We start from the raw sequence: 20543 nt of genomic DNA, 5'->3' as shown, positions 1-20543 counted from the left end.
GTCTCAGGACTTCCAGGTCGCCGTGAAGGAGCCGTAGCCGCCGTCGACCCTGCAGGTCCCGTCGACGCCCTCGCCCTTGCGCACGCCGTCCAGCTTCGCGCCGAGTTCCTTCAGCGAGCAAAGGTAGTCGCCCATCACACGCACCGTGGAGCCGGACCGCGAATCGTACCGCTCCGCGATCCGTGCGGTGTGGTAGACGCCGAGGACGGTCCCGCAGTCGACGTTCACGCTGGTGTACGTAAAGGCGGATCCGTCGCAGCGCGTCCCGGTGGCCCGCTCCGGGTGGTGGTCGAGCGAGAGGAACATGGCCGTCAGATCGGCGTACTCCTGGCCCATCAGGTAGGCCTTGGCAGCTTCCAAGGCCTTGTCCTGCTGGCTGGGGGTGCGCTCGTTCGGTCCGAGGGCCAGCAGCCCCTGGAAGACCAGTGGGCCGGCCAGCTTCGGGGTTCCCTGCACGCCGCCGCCCAGCGGAACCTGTCCACCCGGCGCGGTCGCGGCGGAGACCGGGACACCGGAGGTCAGGCCGTAGGAGGCCTCGCTGTCGCCGTTCGGGTGGGTGGTGAGGTCGAACCGGACCTGGGACCTGGACGCGTCCACCAGCAGGTCCGCGCCGGGAGCCGGGACGGAGTCGAGCTGCGTGAACGTCGATCCCGGGAGCGCCGCCGAGGTCGTCGCCCCCGGGTTCTGCTGCAGCACGGCGATTTCGGTTCCGTCGGCGTTGAAGACCCGGTAGGCGGGAATGCCCGTGCTGGAGGTGCCCTCCCTGGCGGGCGCCGGTTCCACCGACCAGTCGTCGCGGATGCGGAAGGACATGTCCCCGGCCCGCGTGGTGACCGTCTTCCAAGCGCCGTCCGGGGCCGCCGTCGCGCGGACCGCGGGCGTGGGGGTCGTTGAATCGCTCGGGAATGCCTTGGGAAAAACGCCGCGGGCCGCCTCGCAACCCGTCAGGGCCGCGACGGCCAGCAACCCGCAGGCCAGCGCGGCCAGTCCGCGTCCCGTGGTGGTCGGCGATTCCCTGCCCGTGCCGCCGCGTATGGCGCCCCCGCTGCTCCTCATGAGGACAGCGTAGCCACCGGCTCCCCTGTCGGCCGGTACTTTTCCCACGACACTTTCCCGGCGCCCGGCGTAGGCTCGGGGCATGGACGTCTTGGCCCCGCTGCGCTCCCGGCTCCGCATGACCTTCGCAGGTCAGAGCGAGGGCGTACCGGCGTGGGAGGACGCGCTCGCGGAGGGCGAAGACGCCGGGTACTTCGCCCCGGGCTCCGCCGTCTGGACGGTCAACGGCGGCATGACGCCGATCGCCGCCGGCATCCGCGCGCTCCTGGTCCAGGCGCTCCACCCCGGCGTGCTCGCCGGCGTCGCGGAGCACTCCGACTACCGGGCCGACCCGCTCGCCAGGCTCGCGGGAACCATCCGCTGGATCTTCACCGTCACCTATGGGGACACCGGGGCGGCCAGGCGTGCGTGCGAGTACGTCAGGAGGCGGCACGTTCCCGTCAGCGGGACGTACGTGGACGGCCGGGGCGCCGATTTGGAGTATTCCGCCAACGATCCGGGGCTTTCGGAGTGGGTGCACCTTGCCTTTATGGACGCCTTCCTGCGCAGCTACGAGGTCTTCGCCGGCCCCGTGCCACAGGGCGCCGATGCCTACGTGCGCGAATGGGCCATCGCGGCGGAACTGATGGGGATCGACGACCCGCCCCGCACCGAGGCGGGACTGCGCGCCAGGATGCGGGAGTACGACGACGGTGGCCGGCTCAGCGGCGGTCCCCGCGTCGAGGAGGTGGTGTCCTTCCTGAAGGAGCCGCCCCTGGATCCCCTCCTGCTGCCCGGGTATCGGCTCCTATTCGCCGCGGTCGTGGACACCCTGCCGGACCGCTACCTGGACCTGCTGGGGCTGCGGCGCCCACGGATGCGGTTGCCGCTTGTCCCCGCCAGCCGCGTGGCGCTGGCGGTCATCGGCGCGGCCCTGGGAGCGAAGGGTCCCAGCGAGCTTGCGGCGCGACGCCGGCTGGCCCGGCTCGGGGTGCTCCCGGACGCGGCTCCGCCCTTCCCGGACCTGACCTACACCGGTTGGGGGTTGACCCGCTCGGGGCGCGCGCCGGACGGCTACCGGACCGCGTTCCACCGCGTCCACGTCGGCAACGGACGCCGGGACTTCGAGCGCCTGGCCGCCGGAATCCTGGGCTGGGACCTTCACCGCGGCGCCGGGCTCACGGTGCGCGCGGACGCACCTGTCGCCGCGGTGGGCGGGCGCATCGTCAGCGGCTTCGGGCTCGGCAAGTTCAGGATTCCGGCGCCCTGCAGGGTGGTTTGGGCCGAAGAGGCCGGGAACCGGGCGGGCTTCGGCTACGGCACACTGCGCGGGCATCCGGAATCGGGCGAGGAGAGCTTCCTCGCCGTCCTGGACGGCGACGGGAGCGTGTACTTCGAGCTTTTCGCCTTCAGCCGGCATGCCAACTGGTTCTACCGCCTGGGCGCACCCGTCGCCTCCGCATGCCAGGCGCTCGTAACGCGCCGCTACATCGGGGCAGCGAAGGCGCTCGCGGCCGGGAGGTAGCCTGAGCACATGCTGCTACCGGATCTGAACGGACAACGCGCCATCGTCACGGGCGCGAACTCGGGCCTCGGCTTCGAGACGGCCAAGGCGCTCGCCGGGGCGGGGGCCGACGTCGTGGTGGCGGTCCGCAACGCCGCCAAGGGACGGGAGGCCATCGCGAGCCTGCGCGGGGCCCATCCGGACGCCCGGCTGGAGCTCGAGGACCTCGACGTCTCGTCCCTGGCCTCCGTGCGTTCCTTCGCGGACCGCCAGGCGGGCCGGGGCATCGACCTGCTGGTCAACAACGCGGGAGTTATGGCGATTCCCGAGCGGCGGGAGAGCGTGGACGGGCTGGAGTTGCAGTGGGCCACCAACTACGTCGGCCCCTACGCGCTCACCGCGCGGCTGCTCCCGGAGCTGGGAGCGTCCCGGGGGCGCGTGGTGATGGTCGGATCCGTCGCGGCCTGGGCCGGCCGCATCCACTGGAGAGACCCGAACCACACGCGGCGCTACTCCGCCTGGGCCGCCTACGGCCAGACGAAGCTCGCCGACGTAATGTTCGCGCTGGAGCTCGAGGAGCGGAGCCGCGTCGAGGGGTGGGGAATCTCCGCACGCGCCGCTCACCCCGGCCTGGCCCGCACCGAGCTGGTCAACAACGGCCCCCTGGACGGCAAGGCGGGTGGCGGCCTGCGCCGGATGGTCGGCGCGGGGCTGGGCTGGGACCGGTTCGGGCACGCGGCCGACGCCGGCTCGCTGCCCGTGCTGATGGCAGCCACGGATGCCGAGGGGGCCATGTACTTCGGACCGCACGGCACCCTTGGCCTGGCCGGTCCGCCGGTGCCCGCCAAACTGCCGCCGGCCGCCCGCAGGGCGGCGGACCGGCGCCGCCTGTTCGACGAGACCGGGCGCGCGGCCGGCGTCGCCTTTCCCTAGGGCGAGGGGCCGGACGTCGAACAACCGCAGTCGCGGCGCCGATTATGTAGCCGGATCCACAGCATTCGGACGTAGGCTGGGCCTAAACCTACGTAAGGGTAAGCACGTGAGACTATCCGATAGCCAAGCACCCGACAGGCAGCCGTCCAAACGGCGACTGGAACGGCGCATGATCCTCGAGGCCGGCGCCGCCTACATTGACGAGCACGGGCTCAGGCAGCTTTCCATGCGCCACCTGGGGGCGGAGCTGGGGGTGGAGGCCATGTCCCTCTACCGCTATGTTCCGTCGCGGGACGACCTGCTCGACGGGATCGTCGACGTTGTGTTGGACGAGCTGTCCACCGACCCCGAGGTGCACGCCGCGCCGCAGGACGGTTGGCAGGACTACCTGGTGAGGCTCGCCCACGGCGTGCGGCGCGTCGCACTCGCGCATCCGCTGATTTTCCCGCTGGTGGCCACCCAGCCGGCGCAGGCGCCCTGGGTTCAGCCGCCGCTGCGGAACCTCGGGCTCATCGACTCCTTCCTCGAGGGCCTCAAGGCGGCCGGTTTCAGCGATCAGGGGGCGGTGGCGGCCTACCGCGCGTTCAGCAGTTTCCTGCTGGGACACCTGCTGCTCGAGGTGGCGGCCATGGGAGCCGCGATCGGGGGCGTCGACGAGGTGTCGGACGCGTCGTCGGAGTCGGATCTGGGCGAATATCCGCAACTGTTGCGCCTGAAGGGCCTGCTCTCCGAGGACCGCACGGGCGAGGAGTTCGAGGAAGCGCTGGAAAACCTCATGAACCGGATCGAACTGATGCGCTAGCGGCAAACGCCGCGGGGGCGTCCCAGCGAACCGGGACGCCCCCGCGGGGAACTGGGCTGGACCGCCCTAGAAGTACTTCGGAAGCGTTGCCTCGTGGGCCTCGCGCAGTTCGGCGAGGTCCAGCTCAAACAGCCCCTGGACCTCCAGTGCGCTGGATTCCGTGTCCACAACGCCGAGGCGCACCACCGGATACTGGCGCGCGGTGGCCATGTCGTTGAACCGGACCTCCTCCGAGCGGGGGACGGCCACCACGGCGCGTCCCTGCGTCTCGGAGAAGAGCGCCGTGAAGGCGTCCACGCCGTCGCGGTCGCACAGGTCGTTCAGCGCCACGCGGGCGCCCACGCCGTAGCGCAGCGACATCTCCGCCAAGGTGGCCGCGAGGCCGCCTTCGGAGAGGTCGTGCGCGGAATCGATCATCCCGTCGCGGGAGGCGTTGATCAGGATCGCGCCGAGCGTCTTCTCCGCCGCCAGGTCCACCCGCGGCGGCAGTCCGCCGAGGTGGCCGCGGATGTTCGCGAACTCCGACCCGTCCAGCTCGTCGCGGGTGGATCCGAGCAGGTAGATGGCCTGGCCGTCGGCATCGTCGCGCCAGCCCGACGGCGTGCGGCGCGCCACGTCGTCGAACTTGCCCAACATCGCCACCACGGGTGTCGGGTGGATCGGGGTGCTGCCGGTCTGGTTGTACAGGGAGACGTTGCCGCCGGTGACCGGGACGCCGAGTTCCATGCAGGCGTCGGAGAGGCCGCGGACGGCCTCGGCGAACTGCCACATAACGTCGGAATCCTCCGGGGAACCGAAGTTCAGGCAGTCGGAGACCGCCATCGGGATGGCGCCGGAGGTGGCGACGTTGCGGTACGACTCGGCCAGGGCCAGTTGGGCGCCCGTGTACGGATCCAGGAACGTGTAGCGCCCGTTGGCGTCGGTGGCCAGGGCGACGCCCAGTCCGGTCTCCTCGTCGACGCGGATCACTCCGGCGTCGTCCGGGGCGGCGAGGGCGGTATTGCCTCCGACGTAGCGGTCGTACTGGTTGGTCACCCACGCCTTGTCGCACATGTTCGGCGACGCCATGAGCTCCAACACGGCCGCCTTGAGCTGGTCGCCCGTCGAGGGCAGGTTGGCGCCGGCGGCGGAGGCCTTGAACGTGTCGGCCTGCAGCGCGTCCTGCCACTCGGGGCGGGCGTAGGGGCGGTCGTAGACCGGCCCGTCGTGCGCCACGGTGCGCGGGTCCACGTCGACGATGACCTCGCCGTCCCACTTGATGATCAGGCGACCGGTGTCGGTGACCTCGCCGAGCCAGGAGTACTCGACGGCCCACTTCTCCATCACGGCCTCGAAGGCATCGATGTTCTCCGGGGAGACCACCGCCATCATGCGTTCCTGCGACTCGGACATCAGGATCTCGCCCGGCGTCAGGGTGGGATCGCGCAGCAGCACCGAGGTCAGCTCGACCTCCATGCCGCCGTCGCCATTGGAGGCCAGCTCAGACGTGGCGCAGGAGATGCCCGCGGCGCCGAGGTCCTGGATGCCCTCCACGAGCGAACCCTTGAACAGTTCCAGGCAGCACTCGATGAGCACCTTTTCCGCGAACGGGTCGCCGACCTGGACGGCGGGACGCTTGGACGGCTTCGTGTCGTCGAAGGACTCGGACGCAAGCACCGAGGCGCCGCCGATGCCGTCGCCACCGGTGCGCGCGCCGAAGAGCACCACCTTGTTCCCCTGGCCCGAGGCGTTGGCCAGGCGGATGTCCTCGTGGCGCATCACTCCGACGGCCAGGGCGTTGACCAGCGGGTTGCCCTGGTAGACGGAGTCGAAGACCACCTCGCCGCCGATGTTGGGCAGGCCCAGGGAGTTGCCGTAGGCCCCGATGCCGGCGACGGCTCCGTGGATGACGCGTGCCGTGTCCGGGTGGTCGATCGCGCCGAAGCGCAGCGGGTCCATGACCGCGACAGGGCGGGCGCCCATGGAGATGATGTCGCGCACGATCCCGCCGATGCCGGTCGCGGCGCCCTGGAACGGCTCGACCATGGTGGGGGAGTTGTGCGATTCGATCTTGAAGGTCACGGCCCAGCCGTCGCCCAGGTTGGTCACGCCGGCGTTCTCGCCGATGCCCACCAGCATGTCCTTCTTCATTTCCTCGGTGACCTTGTCGCCGAACTGGCGCAGGTGGTTCTTGGAGGACTTGTAGGAGCAGTGCTCGGACCACATGACCGAGTACATGGCCAGTTCCGCGGCGGTGGGGCGGCGGCCCAGGACCTTGACGACCTCGTCGAACTCGTTCCGCTTCAGGCCAAGCTCGGCCCACGGCAGCTCCGTCTCCGGCGTGGCGGCCGCGTGTTCGACCGTGTCGATGTTGAACTGCTGGGTCGTGGTCACTTGGTGCCTCCAACGAGGGTGGTCAGGACGGAGGTGAACATGCCCAGCCCGTCGGTTCCGGTGTGGTCCGGGCCGTAGCCCGCTTCCACGGCGTGCTCGGGGTGCGGCATCAGGCCCACCACGTTGCCGGCCGCGTTGGAGATGCCGGCGATGTCGCGGCGGGAGCCGTTCGGGTTCCAGCCGACGTAGCGGAACACCACCCGGCCCTCGGCCTCGAGGGAGTCGAGGGTCTTCTCGTCGGCGACGTACTGCCCGTCCTGGTTCTTCAGGACGATCGAGATCTCCTGACCCGCGGAGTAGGCGCCGGTCCATGCCGTGCCGTTGTTCTCGACGCGGAGCATCTGATCGCGGCAGATGAACTTCAGGTGGTCGTTCTTGATCATCGAGCCCGGCAGTAGGTGGGACTCGGTGAGGATCTGGAAGCCGTTGCAGATGCCCAGCACGGGCAGCTTCGCGTCCGAGTTGGCGGCGTCGATGATCTTGGACATCATCGGGGCGAAACGGGCGATCGCGCCGGCGCGCAGGTAGTCGCCGTAGGAGAAGCCGCCGGGGATCACCACGGCGTCGACGCCGGAGAGCGAGTCGTCGCCGTGCCACAGCGGCACGGCCTCGGCGCCGGCCAGGCGCACGGCCCGTGCCGCGTCGCGGTCGTCAAGCGTTCCGGGGAACGTCACGACGCCGATGCGGGCGCCGGTCAGCTCGGCGCCCTGTGCGGGCGAGTAGTCGCCGATGAGGGGGATTTCGGTGCTCATTAGTCGGCGACGACCTCGACGTTGACGACGTCCTCGATCACCGGGTTGGAAAGCAGCGTCTCGGCGGCGTTGCGGGCCTGGGCCAGCACGGCCTCGGTCACCTCGCCCTCGACCGTGAGTTCGAACCGCTTGCCCTGGCGGACGCCGCTGAAGGCGTCGAAACCGAGCCGGGGAAGTGCCCCCACGATTGCCTTGCCCTGCGGGTCAAGGATTTCGGGCTTGGGCATAACATCAACAACGATCCGGGGCATCCGGGGTCTCCTGTGCGCGAGGGGTGTGATTAAGCCGCCTGCGGAGGTGCCGTCTCACGCCAAGGTGTGGGCGCTCCGCGAGCTTGCGTGCCCAGTCTACCGGCTCCCCGCGGGGCCAACCCGGCGGCCGTGACCGGTGCCACTGGGCAACGTAATCTGGTGCCATGGCTACGAAACATTCCGCCGACGGCCGGCCGCCGTCCTTCCTGCTGCCCATCATGGCGGCCGCCGTCGCGGCCGGGCTGGTGCGGATGGTCCTGCGCAAGCGCAGCGACGACCGCGTCGCCGCGGACCGCGCCGAACGTGCCGCCGAACGCGCGGCGGCCGCGCACCTCCAGTCCGTGCAGCGGGAGGGTCCCGGGGCGTGACGGGGGGAACGGCGGCTCCATGCCCCTGCCTCTCCGGCGAAACCTACGGCGAGTGTTGCGGGAGGTTCCACGAGGGCTTCGCCGGCGGCGTGTGGCCGGCGACGGCAGTGGAGCTGATGCGTTCGCGGTACAGCGCCTTCGTCGCCGGCCGGCCCGACTATCTGCTCGCCACGTGGCATCCGTCCACCCGCCCGGCCACGCTGGTCCTGGACGAAGACATCCGGTGGCGCCGCCTCGACGTCGTCCGCACCGCGGCCGGCGGCCCCTTCGACGACCGCGGCACGGTGGAGTTCGCCGCGCACTACCTGCACGACGGCGAACGCGGAGTCCAGCGCGAGGTCAGCAGGTTCGCGCGCGAGGACTCCCGGTGGTACTACGTGGACGGCGGTTAGACGGGCGTCCCTACCGCTCGAGCGTGACCGTCCGAAGGTCCAGCCGCCGCAAAACCCGGTCGACGGCCTCGGGGTCCACGCCCGGCTGGCGCCGAGCGTCGAGGACCTCGCGGCGGGCGGCGTCCAGTGCCTCCCGCTGGACGTCGTCCATCACGGAGAGGACCGACTTGATGGCGTGCATCTTGTCCGCGTCGTCCTCGAAGTCGCTCTCCAGTAGCGTGTGCAGCGATGACATCCTTCGGGCCAGCGCGGCGCGGCGCTCGGGCGGCAGCCGGTCCGCGGCCTTCGAGCGCTTCATGGTCTCGAGTGCGACCCGCTCCGCGCGCCTGGCAAGGTCGCGCACCTTGCGCTCCACCGCGGCGTGGTCGTTGGGAAGTTGGAGCTTGCGCATCAGGGCGGGCAGGGTGAGGCCGGGGACCACAAGCGTCACGAGCAGCACCGAGCAGGCGGCCGCGATGATGAAGTTCCGCCCGGGGAAGGGTGTCCCGTCCGCCATGGTGGACGGCAGGGCCAGGGCGAGGGCCAGCGTGGCGAGCCCGCGCATGCCGCACCACGTGAGCACCAGCACTTCCTTCAGCGAGCCGGGAGGCTGGTTCTTCTGCGCCCCTCCCAGCCTGTAGATCGCGACCATCCACAGGAAGCGGACAGCGAGCACCGCCACGCAGATCGCCGTGATGCCGGGGATGAAGTCCAGGATGCCGCGGCCCTCGTCCTCGATGACGTAGCGCATCTCGATGCCCACCAGCCCGAACGCGACGCCGGTGGTCAGCAGCTCCACGACGTCCCAGAAGGCGCGGCGGGTCAGCCGCTCCTCGGAGTCCTGGGGCCGGGCCCGGCGGCCAAGGTCCAGGGCCGTGACGACCACGGCGACGACGCCGGAGAAATGCATCTCCTCGGCCAGCAGATAGACGGCGAAGGGGGCGACCAGCGTGGTGGCCGAGCGCGCCACCAGGTTGGGGACAAAGCGGTTCATCGTGCCGACCAGCCACGCCATGGCGAGTCCCAGCACCACGGCGCCCGCGGCGGCCACGAGGAAGTTCGGGACGACCTCCCAGCCCACGTGCCCGCCGCTGACGGACGCCGCGACCGCAGCCTGGAAAATGACGATGGCGATGGCGTCGTTGAAGAGGCCCTCGGTCTGCAACACGGTGATCAGCCGCCGGGGCATCTTGACCTTGCCGGCGACGGCCTCCACGGCCACGGGGTCCGGCGGCGCCACCAGCGCGCCGAGGGCGATCAGGGCGGGAAGGCCAATGGAGGGCACGATCGCCCATGCGACGCCGGCGACGACTGCCGTGGTGGCGGCAACGAGGAGGACGGCCAGCAGCACCAGGGACCGCCAGCGGAGCCGGAAGACGGACCACGAGCTTCGTTGCGCGGCGGCGAAAAGCAGCGGGGGCAGGAAGAGCGGGAGGATCAGCTCCGGGTTGATGTGGACCTCGGGGATGAAGGGCAGGAAGGCCACGAGGGCCGAGAAGACCAGCATCAAGACGGGATAAGGAAGCCTGATCCTTTCGCCAAGGCCCACAACGAGGACCGTTCCGAACAGCAATCCGACGAGCAGGATAAGGAATTCCATGTATTTGTGCCCCCTTTGTGCCATTTTCCCACGCTGTTCGAACCTCCCTTCGCAGGGGTGCGCAAAACCGCCCGTGTGTGACGCCACCACACGCCCCGCAGGGACACTTTCTTGCGGGGCGGGACGGCGTTAGAACACAGGTTCACTCTGGCGATTTTTATTAGAACAGGATTTCTAGTACGCTGACTGGGCCGGCACGTGAGAAGGCCGGCACGCAGTCCTCCCCGGCTGCGTTGGGAAGCGGGCGCGCCCCGCCCGGTCACGGGCGGGGCAACGTCCCTTGAGGGGCGACAGTGAACAAGTACGACGTCGAGAAGTCGCTGAAGACCATCCATGAGACTGACCGGGCACTCACGGCCCAGCGCCGGGCGAAAGCACAGCAGCCGGAAACGGCCTCGCCGGCCCAACGGCAGATCAAGCCCATTCCACGGCGGCGCCACCTGTTGCCCAACGAGTTTCCCCCGGAATTGCACCCGGACGACTGGGAACCCGACGACGAGGGGGACAGGGGCCCGGCGGTTGGACAGTTCCCGACGGCGGGTTCCCCGACCGCCCGCCGGTGGCGGGACGACTTCTAGAGGATCGCGGTCGCGTTGGCGGGCGAGCCGACCAGCACGATGCGTTCGTCAGCGGAAACCCGACGGAATCCATCTCACTGACGTCCCCGGTGGAGTCGTCGTCGCGCGGGACGCTGGAGGCGCGGGTGCCCGCGTTGCGCCATTCGGCGCGCCGCTTGGCCGACCTCCTGGCCAGCACCATGTACTAGCCGGGATCCACGGGACCACGACAGGGGCCCCAGCCGAATCAACGGCTGGGGCCCTGCGTCATCACTCGCACCTCCATGAGGTGCTTCCCACGCTAGTGGGCCATGCTGGGGGGCGCCTGTGCGCAGCGTGGGAGGATGCCGCCCGGATCCGGCTCAGGTGTACCAAGTGGGCGCCGGGACCTGGTTCAGCAGGACGTACTCGCCGACCTCGCGCTTCTTGTAGGCGATCGGGTCGTGCAGGCTGTGTGTCCTGAGGTTTCGCCAGAAGATGTCCAGGCCCACCGACCCGGCGGAGGCCCGGGCGCCGGTCAGCTCGAACACCTTCGTCGCCACCTCCAGGCCGTCGTCGACAATCCGCAACTTGCCCGCGGCGATCCGCACGGCGATCTCGCCGCGGCGGCGCTCGGTGAGCTCATCGCGGGGCGCGTGCAGCACCGCGCTGATCTCGGCCCCGGCGGCGTCGAGCAACGCCTCGTCGGCCCAGAGCTTGGACTGCAACTCGCCATAGCCCTCCAGGAGGTACCACTCCTCGCTCGCCCGCTCCTTGTTGTCGCCGCCGTACGGCCATGCCCGGGTCGAACTGCGCGTATAGGCCGACGCCGTCTCCAGGGCACCCTGCGCGATGCCCAGATAGAAGTTCGCGAACACCAACTGGATGGCCGGGACATTCAGGGTGTTGTAGGTCAGGGGTTGGAACACGCGGTCCGCGAAGCCGGCCGCCGAGGCCCAGTCGACGCGCACGTCGCGGATCTCCACGGAGCCGGACTCCGTGAGCCGCTGGCCGAGGCTGTCCCAGTCGCCGGCGAAGACAATCCCGGGCTGGGCCGTCGGCACGATCGCGAAGACGTGTGTGTCCGTTCCCTCCAGGACACCCTCGAGCACGGTCAGGTCCGAGATCTGGCCCCCGGTCGAGAACGACTTGCGGCCGGAGAAAACGAGCTCGTCGCCCTCTTCGCGGATCGTCAGGTCCGAATCCCGTGGGTTCACCGCGCCCCCGAAGAGGAAGTTGTTGCGTGTGTAGAGCTCCTCGACGGCGGCGATCTGCGCGTCGGTGCCAACGAGACGGGCGGCCCACGCCCAGAGGTAGTGGTAGCCGAGAACTTGCCCGATCGACCCGTCGCCCCGGGCGACGGCGCGGATGATCCTGTAGGCGGTGGCCCAACTCTCGCCCGCCCCGCCATGCTCGCGCGGGCCGAGCAGCGTGACCAGGCCCGACTCCTTGAGGAGACGCACCTCTGCGTGGGGAGCCGCGTTCGCGCGGTCCCGCTGGACGGCGTCGACGGCAAGGACGTCGGCAACTTCCTTGGCCCGGGCGAGCCACTCGGCGGCGTTTCGGGGCGTTGCCGCGTCCCGCCAGCGGTCGGCGAAACCTGCTGTCACTGAATCCGTGGTTGTCACGTTCGTACCTCTCCGGTTGGTTCATGGGGTGTTGGAGTGGGCGCCCAATCGCAACAGTAGGAGAGCGTGCGGGCCCGCTGGCCCGTGTGTCCCAGAATGACCCGCATTACCTGGAGTGACCTCCGCGGGTCCGCCCCGCGGAGGCAACTGTGACCCGGAATGACGCGAAAAGACGAGGGCCTCCCCCTCCGGTCCACACGCTTGCGCGGTGATTCGGCGGGGGAGGCCCTCGTCGTGTGTTGCGCCGGGCCGCGGCGGCTACTTGACCGCCAGCACGGGGCAGGGGGCCTCGAGGATCAGCTGCTGGGCCACGGATCCCAGGAACAGCTTCATCATCGGCGACCTGCGCCGCACCGAGATCGCGAGGAGCTCGGCGTTCGTGCGCTCGACGAGGTCCAGGATCTGGTCGGCGGCCTCCGCGCCGGCCCGATAGACGCGGAACTCGATGCCCGCCTCAGTGAGCTGGCGGGCGATGTCCTCCGCCTCCGCCTGTTCGCCGAGCGAGGGGCTCGAGGCCTGGTCCGAGCGGAACGAAACGACGTGGAGTGCCGCCGGATTCCCGGCCGCGCCCCGGTACACGGACTCACGGACCGCCTCGTCGAGCACGGACCGGCCCGCTTCGCCGCGCAGGGAGGCGACGACGATGGCGGTGGGTGCCGCGTCGACGGCTCCGGACTCGGCGACCACGTGGTCGCGGACGGGGGTGGAACCGGTGGTGGTCAGGAAGTTGGACACGGGATTCCTTTCGGGGTGGGGGCGGGTCAGCCGATGCCGATGGCGCCGACGAGCACACCGACGGCGAGCATCACGAGCGAAACCACCAGGGCCCGCCACAAGACCTTCTTATGGTGGTCGCCCAAGTCGACGCCGGCCAGGCTGACAAGGAGCAGGATGGCGGGAACCAGCGGGCTCTGCATGTGCACCGGCTGGCCGGTGATCGAGGCGCGGGCCATGTCGACGGCCGGGATGCCGTAGTGCGCGCCGGTCTCGGTGAGCACGGGGAGGATGCCGAAGTAGAAGGCGTCGTTGCTCATAAAGAACGTTGCAGGGATGCTGATGAGTCCGGTGATGACGGCCAGGTAGGGGCCCATGCTGTCCGGAATCACGTCGACGAGCCACACGGACATCGCGTCAACCATGCCCGTGCCGGAGAGCACGCCGGTGAGGACGGCGGCGGCGAGCACCATGGAGACGACGGCGATCACGGACGACGAGTGCGAGGCCAGCATCTTCGCCTGGTCGGAGACCCGGGGGAAGTTGACCACGAGGGCGATCGCGCTGCCGACCATAAACAGGTACGGCAGGGGGAGGATGTCCACCACGAGCAGGACCATGATGGTGACCGTCATCGCGAGGTTGAACCACAACAGCTTCGGGCGAAGCGTGGGACGGTTCGGATCCAAGACCGTGTCGGCCAAGCTGGAGCTCGAGGCCCCCGAGTCCTCGCGTTCCAGGACCGCGACCGAGCCGGAGCCCGCGGCCATGCCGGAGCCGCCGGGAACGCGCGGGGAGCTGGCGGTTTTGGACGATCCCGTGGCCGAGCCGGCGGGGTCCCAGCGCTCCGGGTCCTCGCGGCGCAGGCGGCGTCGCTCGGAGAGTCCCAGGGTCCAGGCGAACGCGAAGACCACCACAAGGCCGATGGCCAGGGCGGGAAGCATCGGAACAAAGACGTCGGAGGCGTCGACGCCGAGTGCGGCGGCGGCGCGGGCGGTCGGCCCGCCCCACGGGACGATGTTCAGGGTGCCGTTGGTCAGGCCGGCGACACAGGTCAGGACCACCGGGCTCAGGCCCAGGCGCTGGTAAACGGGCAACAGTGCGGCGGTGACCACGATGAACGTGGTGGACCCGTCGCCGTCGAGCGAGATCACGCCGGTGAGGATGGCGGTGCCGACGACGACCTTGGCGGGGTCGTGTCCGACAAGCCGTACGATGCCGGAGACCAGCTTGTCGAACAGGCCTACGTCGATCATCAGGCCGAAGTAGATGATGGCGAACATCAGCAGGGCGGCCGTCGAGGACATGTCCGCGACGGACTCCAGGACCATGTCGCCGATCCCGAGGCCGGCGCCGGCGAAGAGGCCGAACGCGGTGGGGACAATGATGAGTGCCAGGAGCGGCGTCAGCCGCTTGGTCATGATGAGCGCCATAAACGTGGCGACCATCGCGAACCCGAGTATGACCAGCATGGGTGCTCCTCGTCGTTGAGAACCGGGGGGATTCCGGTGTTCGGGGGGAAAGTGGGGCGGGCCACAGGCCTGCGTTCCAGATCACGTTACGGAGCCGCATGCGGGCGGGCGCGTTTGTGATGTCTTCGCACCGATCTACCCATTACGCCGATTAAGTGCGTTTTGCTCGCGGTGCTTCTAGTCTGGACGGGTGCGTAGCAATCGATCCTCCGGTAGCTTCACCCGCAGGATGATGCTGCTCCAGTTGGGAGTCGTGGGCGGCATTGTCCTCCTGTGCGTGGTGGCGGCCGGGTGGCTGACCATCGAGCGTGTCCACGACCAGGCGGAGCAGGAGGCCCTTGGCATCGCCCGCACGCTGGCCGCCGACCCCGAGATCCGCACGGAGGTGACCAGGCAGGCCGCCCTCGACGACCTGGATGCGCCGGCTTTGCGCAGCGGGCCCGTGCAGCGGGCGGCGGAGGCCGCGCGGCAGCGGACCGGGGCACTGTTTGTGGTGGTGACCGAGGACCGCGGATTCCGGCTCTCCCATCCGAATCCGGCGCTGGTGGGCGGCATGGTCAGCACCGAGCCCACGGCGTTGGGCGGGGGTGAATCGGTGTCGCGGGATCGTGGCACGCTCGGCGAATCGGTCAGGGCCAAGGTGCCGGTGTTCGGGACGGGGGACCGTGTGGTCGGCGAGGTGAGCATCGGCGTCGCCGTCGCCCGGGTCGACGTCGAGGTCCGTCAGGCGGTGCTGTCCGTGCTGGCCGTGGGACTGGTGGCGCTGGCGCTTGGCGGCATCGCGGTGGCCACCCTGGTGCGCCGGCTCCGGCGCATGACCCTGGGCCTCGAGCCGGAGGACATGGCGCAACTGGTCCGCGACCAGGAGGCCGTGCTCTACGGCGTGGACGACGGCGTCGTCGGTATTGGCCCGGACGGCCGGATCACCCTGCGCAACCGCGCCGCCCGGCTGCTGCTCGGGCTTCCCCAGCGCACCGACCCGCGCGACATCGTGGGACTCGACTTCCGTGGGGCGGGGCTCCCGGAGGGTCTGGTGAGCACCATCGAGCGGCGGCCCCCCGCGCCCGTCCGGCTCGAGTTGCCCGAGCGGGTGGTCGTGGCCAGCGTGCGCGAGGTTGTCCGCGACGGCACCTCGCTGGGGCTGGTGGTGATGCTGCGTGACGTCACCGCCGTCGAATCGCTGGGCAGCCGCCTCGATGCCGTGGAGACCATGGCCTCGGCCCTGCGCGCCCAACGCCACGAGTTCGCGAACCGTCTCCACACCGTGTCCGGGCTCCTGGCGGGCGGCGAGGTGGAGCATGCCCGCACCTACCTTGGCGAGATCATCGAGTCCGGTCCCCTCAAAGAGCCGGTCGCGAACATCGCCGCCGTCCAGGACACCTACGTCAGGGCCTTCCTCGGCGCCAAGGGTGTGCAGGCGCACGAGCGCGGCGTCGCGTTGCGCGTGGGGGAGGCGACGGCGATCGGCGGGATGGTAGCCGAGGCGCAGGACGTCACGGCCGTTTTGGGCAACCTGGTGGACAACGCGCTGGAGGCGGCCGTCTCGGGATCCGGCGAGGGCGGCCGGTGGGTGGAGGTGGACCTGCTCGGGGAGGGCGACACGCTGCACCTGGCCGTCGCGGATTCGGGGGACGGGGTGTTACCCGGATTCGATGCCTTTGCCGAGGGTGCCACGACCCGGCAGGGGGCGCCCGGTGCCGAACACGGCCACGGCCTGGGGCTGGCGCTCTCCCGTCGCTTGGCACGCCAGCGCGGCGGCGACGTGTGGATCGCGGACAGTGGCGGGGCCGGCGAAGGGGGAGCGGTCTTCTGCGCCAGGCTGCCCGGAGTGCTGTCCCCTCCCGACCGTCCCGGCCAACCTCCGACCGCGCCGCCGCCGACAAGCCACCCCAACGCACCCACAAACGAGGAGTAGCAAGATGAGTGTCCCGGACTCCGACATCCGCGTCCTGATCGTCGACGACGACTTCCATGTGGCGGCGCTGCACGCGGGCTACGTCGATGCATTGCCCGGCTTTGTCGCCCTTCCCCCCGTCCACGATGCCCGCATGGTTCCCCGCGTGGTCGCCGAGCTCAAGCCGGACCTCCTGCTGCTGGACGTCTATCTCCCGCAGGGGTCCGGCCTTGACCTGCTGGCGCAGCTGGACGTGGATGCGTTTGTGCTCAGCGCCGCCGCCGAGGCGCCGACCGTGCGGACGGCGATGCGGCGCGGCGCGCTGGCCTACCTGGTGAAGCCGTTCGAGCCCAAGGTGCTTGCGGCCAAGCTGCGGGGCTACGCCCGCTACCGTCGCCTCCTGACCGCCTCCGCCGGCCTTGACCAGGCGGAGATCGACAGGGCGCAGCGTGCCCTCCTGGCCGGGGAGGAGCCGTCGTCTCCCTCTTCCGGCGCGGCCACCGAGCAGGCCGTCCTGGCGGCCGTGGCCTCCGCCGGCGGCGAGGTCACCGTGGTGGAAGTGGCCGAGGCTGTCGGGATCGCGCGGGCCACGGCGCAACGCTACCTGGCCCAACTGGCCCAGGCTGGCCACCTGCGGCTTGACCTGCGGTACGGCAGCCGCGGGCGCCCGGAGCACCGCTACTCGGCGCGCGGATAGCAGGGAAGCGGCGCGACATGACTTGGTTGGCCCGGACCGGCCACCTGCGGCTGGACCTGCGGTACGGCAGCCGCGAGCGCCCGGAGCGCCGCTACCGGCGCCGGAGCTTCCCCCACATCCCCGGTGTCGGGGGTGCCATCCACATTCGAATTTTTGTTCCCATTTTGTCGGCGGCGACGCGTAGCGTGGAGGCATGTCGCAGGAACCGCGGGTGAAGCAGCCACTGGGGGTAGAAAGCCTCCGAGTGCACCCCGCCGCGTCACGCACCTTTGGGCGGGAGCTCGCTGCCGTCCAGGATGTGGCCGCTCGTTTGGCGATGTTAAGGTATTCGGATCTAGCTGCGTCGTCCCACGGCGCCTCTTGCAGCGGTGAGAGTGGCCACGCGCATCCCCAAGCCGCCCACGGCACCGCCAATACCAGCGGCCAGTGCGTCCCCTTCGACGCCGCCTCCGGGGCGATCGACTTGTTGCGTGCATTGGAACTGCTCAAGTCGGCCGCGTGCGCCGCGCAGGCGCGTCTCTCCGTGGGATTGGACGCCTCCGTGCGCGCCGCGAGGGCGTCGGCCGGGGTTCCTTTGGAGAAGCGTGGAGATGGCGTGGCGCATCAGGTGGCGCTGGCGCGGAGAGAATCCCCGCATCGGGGGCGAACCCATCTGGGACTCGCGAAGGCGCTGGTGAACGAGATGCCCCACACCTTGGCCGCTTTGGAGGCGGGCATGCTCAACGAATGGCGCGCTACGCTGGTCGTCCGCGAGACCGCGTGCCTAAGCGTGGAGGACCGCGCGCTGGTCGATGAGCAGGTCTGTGCGGACCCGGCCGTCCTTGACGGCATGGGCGACCAGACGATCAAGAACCGGGCCAAGGCCGCCTCCATCGCCTTGGATCCGCGCGCGGTGGTCAGGCGTGCCCGTCGAGCCGAATCCGAGCGGAGCGTGTCCTGCCGCCCCGCGCCGGACACCATGGTCTACCTGACCGGACTGTTGCCGGTCGCCCAAGGCGTGTCCGTCTATGCGGCCCTGTCGGCGGAGGCGGACCGCCTGCGAGCGACGGGGGACCCTCGCGGGCGCGGCCAAGTCATGGCCGACACGCTGGTCGAACGCGTCACGGGTCGCTCGGAGGCAGGAGCGGTGGACGTCTCAGTCCAATTGATCATGACGGATCGCGCCCTGTTTCAAGGCGACTCCGAAGCGGCACATCTCACCGGATACGGGACGGTACCTGCCCAGTGGGCCCGCGACCTCGTCCGGATCGGCCCAACAGGGGCCACCTCGCCGACGAATGCGGCTTCACAGGACACCGGTCGCAGGAACGGTTCGGCCATCCATCCAACAGATCCGGACGAGTTGAGAGTCAAGCCCGGGACCGCGCCGTGTCTCGAAGATCCAGCCGGACTTGGGGGCGGATCCAGAAGTAGCCCGCGACCCGCACTACCTGCCGCAATCCACAGCCGAATCTGGCGGCGGGGAGACGACGGCCGAGCCAGCTTCCGATGACCCGCCACTCCATCCCGATGGTCTGCCGCCGGATCCCGCTGACATGCCGCCGTATGTCAGGGTGTGGTTGCGCCGGCTCTACACGGAGCCGTCGACGGGAGAATTGCAGGCCATGGACTCCAGGTCCCGGATCTTCCCGGAGGGCATGCGCCGTTTTGTCGCCGCTCGGGACAAAACGTGCCGCACTCCGTTTTGTGATGCGCCGATCCGGCACCATGATCACGTTGTGCCCGCCGCCATGGGAGGAGCCACCGGAATCGAGAACGCCCAGGGCCTCTGCGAGGCCTGCAACTATGCCAAGGAGGCCGACGGATGGTCCGCGGAGCCAACAGCCGGCGAACGGCATGCGGTGGCATGGACGGCGCCGACTGGGCACCGCTACACGTCCACGGCGCCGTCACAGCCCGGGGCGCCGGCGCCCGGCCGGATGAACGGTGAACTGGTGCTGCACCGCGGCCGCCGCCGTCGGACCTTCCTGCTACAGCACCTCAGAACGCCGGCCTAGGCAAGCACATCAAACGGTAGTGGTGAGGGCGTCAGGCCGCCGATATAGGAAGGCGCAGATATGGCAAGCGCATCAGGCGGCCGGCCGGGGGCGTATGAAGCGGTCGGAGGCGCAAACCCCGTGCGCCTAGACCCCGGACGAGCTGCCGCGCCCGAGGAGCGCCTCCGCTGCCTTCCACGCGGAGATCTCGCAGCCATCGCGCAGCGCGAACCTCTTGTTGACCGGCGTGCCGTCCACGGTCCCGGTCACCACGGCGACCTGGGGCCCGCCGTAGACCTGGGTGCACCGCACGTTCTTGTTCGGCAGCGCAGTGAGTGCGGCCTCGCCGCTTTCGGTGAGGAACGCGCAGGCCTCCTCGGGGCTGGGGTGGTCCGTCCCCGCTGCGGGCGCTCCGTCCACGCACACCACCCGGTAGGTCGTGTCCACGCAGCTCCCGTTGGGCATCATTTCCACGATCACGTCCGTGGTGCCCTCCGCGGGCGATCCGCTCGGGCTGGACGGGCAGGGGCTCACGCTCGGCTCCTCCGGTGGGGTCGGCACACACGCGGACACGGCGAGCAGGGCCGCCATGACGCATAGAAACATCACACGACGCGGCCTGCGGTGAGCGGCCGGTCTCATGGTCGAGCGCTCCAGGCCCCGAAGGCGTCGATGGCCGCCAGTAGCCGGACGCGCAGCCCGGCGGAGCGTTCCGCGAATCCCTTTTGCAGGGCCACGTAGCGCGCCTTGCCCTGCGGGGTCTCGATCCTGATCGGCTCGTGGCCCCAATCGCCCAGATCGTACGGGGAGGCCTGCATATCCATGGTTCGAATGTCCCACGCCAGCTCGAAACAGTCCATGACCAGGTCGCTGGGAACTGCCGGGGAAAGCTTGTAAGCCCACTTGTAAAGGTCCATGTTGGCGTGCAGGCAGCCCGGCTGCTCCAGCTCCCGTTGTGTTTCGCGCGTCGGCACCACCTCGTTCAGGCCAACCGCCTGCGGCGTGTAGAAGCGGAAAGCGTCGAAGTGGGTGCACCGGATCCGGTTCTCCTCAACGACCCGGTCTGTCCCGCCCGCGCCGAGACGCAGCGGCAGGTATTCGTGGCGGATCCCATTCTCCTCGGAGCGGTACGCCATGGCCCATTCGTGGAGGCCGAAACAGGAGAACTGGGCCGGACGTGCCGCCGTGCCTCCAAGGATGATGCGGGCGAACTCCACGGCCTCGGTCCGGGCCGCAACGAACGTGCCGGCGTCCAGCGCCATACCGGCCCCGTCGGTGGATGGCGCGTAAAACTTCCACCCCTCCCTCTCGCGGGCCGCACCTCCGGCGAGCACCACGCCTGGCCCCGGGTGCCAACGCCGGAGCTGGCCCGGCTTTTGCGTGTAGTAGGTGAAAAGGAAGTCCTCGATGGGGTGCTTGCGCCCTGTCATGCGTCGGGCAAGGAAGGGCTCGGCGAACCGGTCCACGCGCCGGGCATGGGCCTCGGCACGCGGAAGCCACTGCCCCTCGGTCAGGAGTGTGGCCGTCGGTGAGTTCATGACGCTTATTATCCCGCGGGGTGTGACGTTGTCCGCAAATCTACGAAAAGTGTCAATCACTCATTTCATTTCTACTTGACATGCGGTAGGTTTCTTTCA

20 protein-coding genes and 1 pseudogene are annotated in these 20543 nt (G+C 69.8%); 11 read left to right on the top strand and 10 right to left on the bottom strand.

Annotation, left to right across the window (positions count from 1 at the left end; all coding sequences use genetic code 11):
* Window positions 1–3 precede the first annotated feature (3 nt).
* A complete protein-coding gene (locus AC3ZJJ_RS14570) occupies window positions 4–1056 on the bottom strand; it encodes a hypothetical protein (protein WP_489892538.1) in 1053 nt (350 codons plus the stop codon).
* A gap of 82 nt (window positions 1057–1138) precedes the next feature.
* Here AC3ZJJ_RS14570 and AC3ZJJ_RS14565 point away from each other — a divergent pair, with 82 nt between their 5' ends.
* From AC3ZJJ_RS14565 to AC3ZJJ_RS14555, 3 genes are all read left to right on the top strand, one after another.
* Window positions 1139–2560, top strand: a complete 1422-nt coding sequence (locus AC3ZJJ_RS14565) for a DUF1990 family protein (RefSeq protein WP_489892537.1) — start codon at window positions 1139–1141, stop codon at window positions 2558–2560.
* Window positions 2561–2569: 9 nt separating this feature from the next.
* On the top strand, window positions 2570–3472 hold the full coding sequence (locus tag AC3ZJJ_RS14560) for an SDR family oxidoreductase (RefSeq protein WP_489892536.1): 903 nt from the start codon (window positions 2570–2572) through the stop codon (window positions 3470–3472).
* 106 nt (window positions 3473–3578) lie between these two features.
* The gene (locus tag AC3ZJJ_RS14555; RefSeq protein WP_489892535.1) at window positions 3579–4274 is read left to right on the top strand and encodes a TetR/AcrR family transcriptional regulator; all 696 of its coding nucleotides are present in this window, start codon (window positions 3579–3581) and stop codon (window positions 4272–4274) included.
* Between the two features lie 66 nt (window positions 4275–4340).
* On the opposite strand, the gene purL is transcribed toward AC3ZJJ_RS14555, so the two are convergent.
* The 3 genes from purL to purS are packed head-to-tail and all read right to left on the bottom strand — an operon-like array spanning window position 4341 to window position 7650.
* Window positions 4341–6647 (bottom strand): phosphoribosylformylglycinamidine synthase subunit PurL, encoded by a 2307-nt coding sequence (gene purL, locus AC3ZJJ_RS14550; protein ID WP_489892534.1) that lies wholly within the window; start codon window positions 6645–6647, stop codon window positions 4341–4343.
* Complete coding sequence (purQ, locus tag AC3ZJJ_RS14545) at window positions 6644–7399, bottom strand: phosphoribosylformylglycinamidine synthase subunit PurQ (protein ID WP_489892533.1); 756 nt, start codon at window positions 7397–7399, stop codon at window positions 6644–6646. Before purQ ends, purL begins: the two co-directional genes overlap by 4 nt.
* Window positions 7399–7650 carry a phosphoribosylformylglycinamidine synthase subunit PurS gene (gene purS, locus AC3ZJJ_RS14540; RefSeq protein ID WP_489892532.1) on the bottom strand — a complete coding sequence of 84 codons (252 nt, stop codon included), beginning with the start codon at window positions 7648–7650 and terminating at the stop codon, window positions 7399–7401. Before purS ends, purQ begins: the two co-directional genes overlap by 1 nt.
* Before the next feature lie 164 nt (window positions 7651–7814).
* On the opposite strand from purS, the gene AC3ZJJ_RS14535 reads away from it, so the two are divergent.
* Entirely contained in the window at window positions 7815–8018 is a 204-nt protein-coding gene (locus AC3ZJJ_RS14535) for a hypothetical protein (protein WP_489892531.1), read from the top strand.
* Window positions 8015–8410 carry a YchJ family protein gene (locus AC3ZJJ_RS14530; RefSeq protein ID WP_489892530.1) on the top strand — a complete coding sequence of 132 codons (396 nt, stop codon included), beginning with the start codon at window positions 8015–8017 and terminating at the stop codon, window positions 8408–8410. The genes AC3ZJJ_RS14535 and AC3ZJJ_RS14530 overlap by 4 nt, the downstream gene beginning before the upstream one ends.
* 10 nt (window positions 8411–8420) lie before the next feature.
* Here the strand turns inward: AC3ZJJ_RS14530 and AC3ZJJ_RS14525 are convergent, their stop codons facing one another.
* A complete protein-coding gene (locus tag AC3ZJJ_RS14525) occupies window positions 8421–9989 on the bottom strand; it encodes a Na+/H+ antiporter (RefSeq protein ID WP_489892529.1) in 1569 nt (522 codons plus the stop codon).
* Between the two features lie 293 nt (window positions 9990–10282).
* Between AC3ZJJ_RS14525 and AC3ZJJ_RS14520 the strand changes: the two genes are divergently transcribed.
* Window positions 10283–10567 carry a hypothetical protein gene (locus tag AC3ZJJ_RS14520; protein WP_489892528.1) on the top strand — a complete coding sequence of 95 codons (285 nt, stop codon included), beginning with the start codon at window positions 10283–10285 and terminating at the stop codon, window positions 10565–10567.
* A 341-nt stretch (window positions 10568–10908) separates the two neighbouring features.
* On the opposite strand, the gene AC3ZJJ_RS14515 is transcribed toward AC3ZJJ_RS14520, so the two are convergent.
* The 3 genes from AC3ZJJ_RS14515 to AC3ZJJ_RS14505 form a co-directional block, all read right to left on the bottom strand.
* Window positions 10909–12153 carry an acyl-CoA dehydrogenase family protein gene (locus tag AC3ZJJ_RS14515; protein ID WP_489892527.1) on the bottom strand — a complete coding sequence of 415 codons (1245 nt, stop codon included), beginning with the start codon at window positions 12151–12153 and terminating at the stop codon, window positions 10909–10911.
* Window positions 12154–12411: 258 nt separating this feature from the next.
* Window positions 12412–12888 (bottom strand): universal stress protein, encoded by a 477-nt coding sequence (locus AC3ZJJ_RS14510; RefSeq protein ID WP_489892525.1) that lies wholly within the window; start codon window positions 12886–12888, stop codon window positions 12412–12414.
* A 26-nt stretch (window positions 12889–12914) separates the two neighbouring features.
* Entirely contained in the window at window positions 12915–14339 is a 1425-nt protein-coding gene (locus AC3ZJJ_RS14505; protein ID WP_489892524.1) for a CitMHS family transporter, read from the bottom strand.
* Between the two features lie 190 nt (window positions 14340–14529).
* Here AC3ZJJ_RS14505 and AC3ZJJ_RS14500 point away from each other — a divergent pair, with 190 nt between their 5' ends.
* The 5 genes and pseudogenes from AC3ZJJ_RS14500 to AC3ZJJ_RS14480 all read left to right on the top strand — a co-directional run bounded on the left by AC3ZJJ_RS14500 (window position 14530) and on the right by AC3ZJJ_RS14480 (window position 18927).
* Complete coding sequence (locus AC3ZJJ_RS14500) at window positions 14530–16254, top strand: sensor histidine kinase (RefSeq protein ID WP_489892523.1); 1725 nt, start codon at window positions 14530–14532, stop codon at window positions 16252–16254.
* A gap of 4 nt (window positions 16255–16258) precedes the next feature.
* Window positions 16259–16930: a response regulator gene (locus AC3ZJJ_RS14495; protein ID WP_489892521.1), complete on the top strand. Its 672-nt coding sequence runs from the start codon at window positions 16259–16261 to the stop codon at window positions 16928–16930.
* Between the two features lie 193 nt (window positions 16931–17123).
* Window positions 17124–18422: a DUF222 domain-containing protein gene (locus AC3ZJJ_RS14490; RefSeq protein WP_489892520.1), complete on the top strand. Its 1299-nt coding sequence runs from the start codon at window positions 17124–17126 to the stop codon at window positions 18420–18422.
* Between the two features lie 58 nt (window positions 18423–18480).
* Window positions 18481–18672 (top strand): annotated as a pseudogene (locus AC3ZJJ_RS14485) (HNH endonuclease); the annotation flags it as partial.
* Window positions 18649–18927, top strand: coding sequence for a hypothetical protein (locus AC3ZJJ_RS14480; protein WP_489895911.1), 279 nt, complete (start codon window positions 18649–18651; stop codon window positions 18925–18927). The pseudogene AC3ZJJ_RS14485 and the gene AC3ZJJ_RS14480, both read left to right, overlap by 24 nt.
* A gap of 126 nt (window positions 18928–19053) precedes the next feature.
* Here the strand turns inward: AC3ZJJ_RS14480 and AC3ZJJ_RS14475 are convergent, their stop codons facing one another.
* Together AC3ZJJ_RS14475 and AC3ZJJ_RS14470 are read right to left on the bottom strand one after the other, a co-directional pair.
* Window positions 19054–19440: an SSI family serine proteinase inhibitor gene (locus AC3ZJJ_RS14475; protein ID WP_489892519.1), complete on the bottom strand. Its 387-nt coding sequence runs from the start codon at window positions 19438–19440 to the stop codon at window positions 19054–19056.
* Between the two features lie 104 nt (window positions 19441–19544).
* Window positions 19545–20444, bottom strand: coding sequence for a 3-methyladenine DNA glycosylase (locus tag AC3ZJJ_RS14470; protein ID WP_489892517.1), 900 nt, complete (start codon window positions 20442–20444; stop codon window positions 19545–19547).
* Window positions 20445–20543 lie beyond the last annotated feature (99 nt).

This window comes from Arthrobacter sp. AOP29-A2-19 (genome assembly GCF_058138025.1).
Note: the sequence above shows the minus strand (reverse complement) of the source record. Positions and strands in the feature narration are given on the sequence as shown.

What these genes read in the sequence shown, in the direction of transcription:
- AC3ZJJ_RS14570 (WP_489892538.1), bottom strand. Translation starts at nt 1,056, where the DNA reads ATGAGGAGCAGCGGGGGCGCCATACGCGGCGGCACGGGCAGGGAATCG.
- AC3ZJJ_RS14565 (WP_489892537.1), top strand. Translation starts at nt 1,139, where the DNA reads ATGGACGTCTTGGCCCCGCTGCGCTCCCGGCTCCGCATGACCTTCGCA.
- AC3ZJJ_RS14560 (WP_489892536.1), top strand. Translation starts at nt 2,570, where the DNA reads ATGCTGCTACCGGATCTGAACGGACAACGCGCCATCGTCACGGGCGCG.
- purQ (WP_489892533.1), bottom strand. Translation starts at nt 7,399, where the DNA reads ATGAGCACCGAAATCCCCCTCATCGGCGACTACTCGCCCGCACAGGGC.
- purS (WP_489892532.1), bottom strand. Translation starts at nt 7,650, where the DNA reads ATGCCCCGGATCGTTGTTGATGTTATGCCCAAGCCCGAAATCCTTGAC.
- AC3ZJJ_RS14535 (WP_489892531.1), top strand. Translation starts at nt 7,815, where the DNA reads ATGGCTACGAAACATTCCGCCGACGGCCGGCCGCCGTCCTTCCTGCTG.
- AC3ZJJ_RS14525 (WP_489892529.1), bottom strand. Translation starts at nt 9,989, where the DNA reads ATGGAATTCCTTATCCTGCTCGTCGGATTGCTGTTCGGAACGGTCCTC.
- AC3ZJJ_RS14505 (WP_489892524.1), bottom strand. Translation starts at nt 14,339, where the DNA reads ATGCTGGTCATACTCGGGTTCGCGATGGTCGCCACGTTTATGGCGCTC.
- AC3ZJJ_RS14495 (WP_489892521.1), top strand. Translation starts at nt 16,259, where the DNA reads ATGAGTGTCCCGGACTCCGACATCCGCGTCCTGATCGTCGACGACGAC.
- AC3ZJJ_RS14490 (WP_489892520.1), top strand. Translation starts at nt 17,124, where the DNA reads ATGTCGCAGGAACCGCGGGTGAAGCAGCCACTGGGGGTAGAAAGCCTC.
- AC3ZJJ_RS14470 (WP_489892517.1), bottom strand. Translation starts at nt 20,444, where the DNA reads ATGAACTCACCGACGGCCACACTCCTGACCGAGGGGCAGTGGCTTCCG.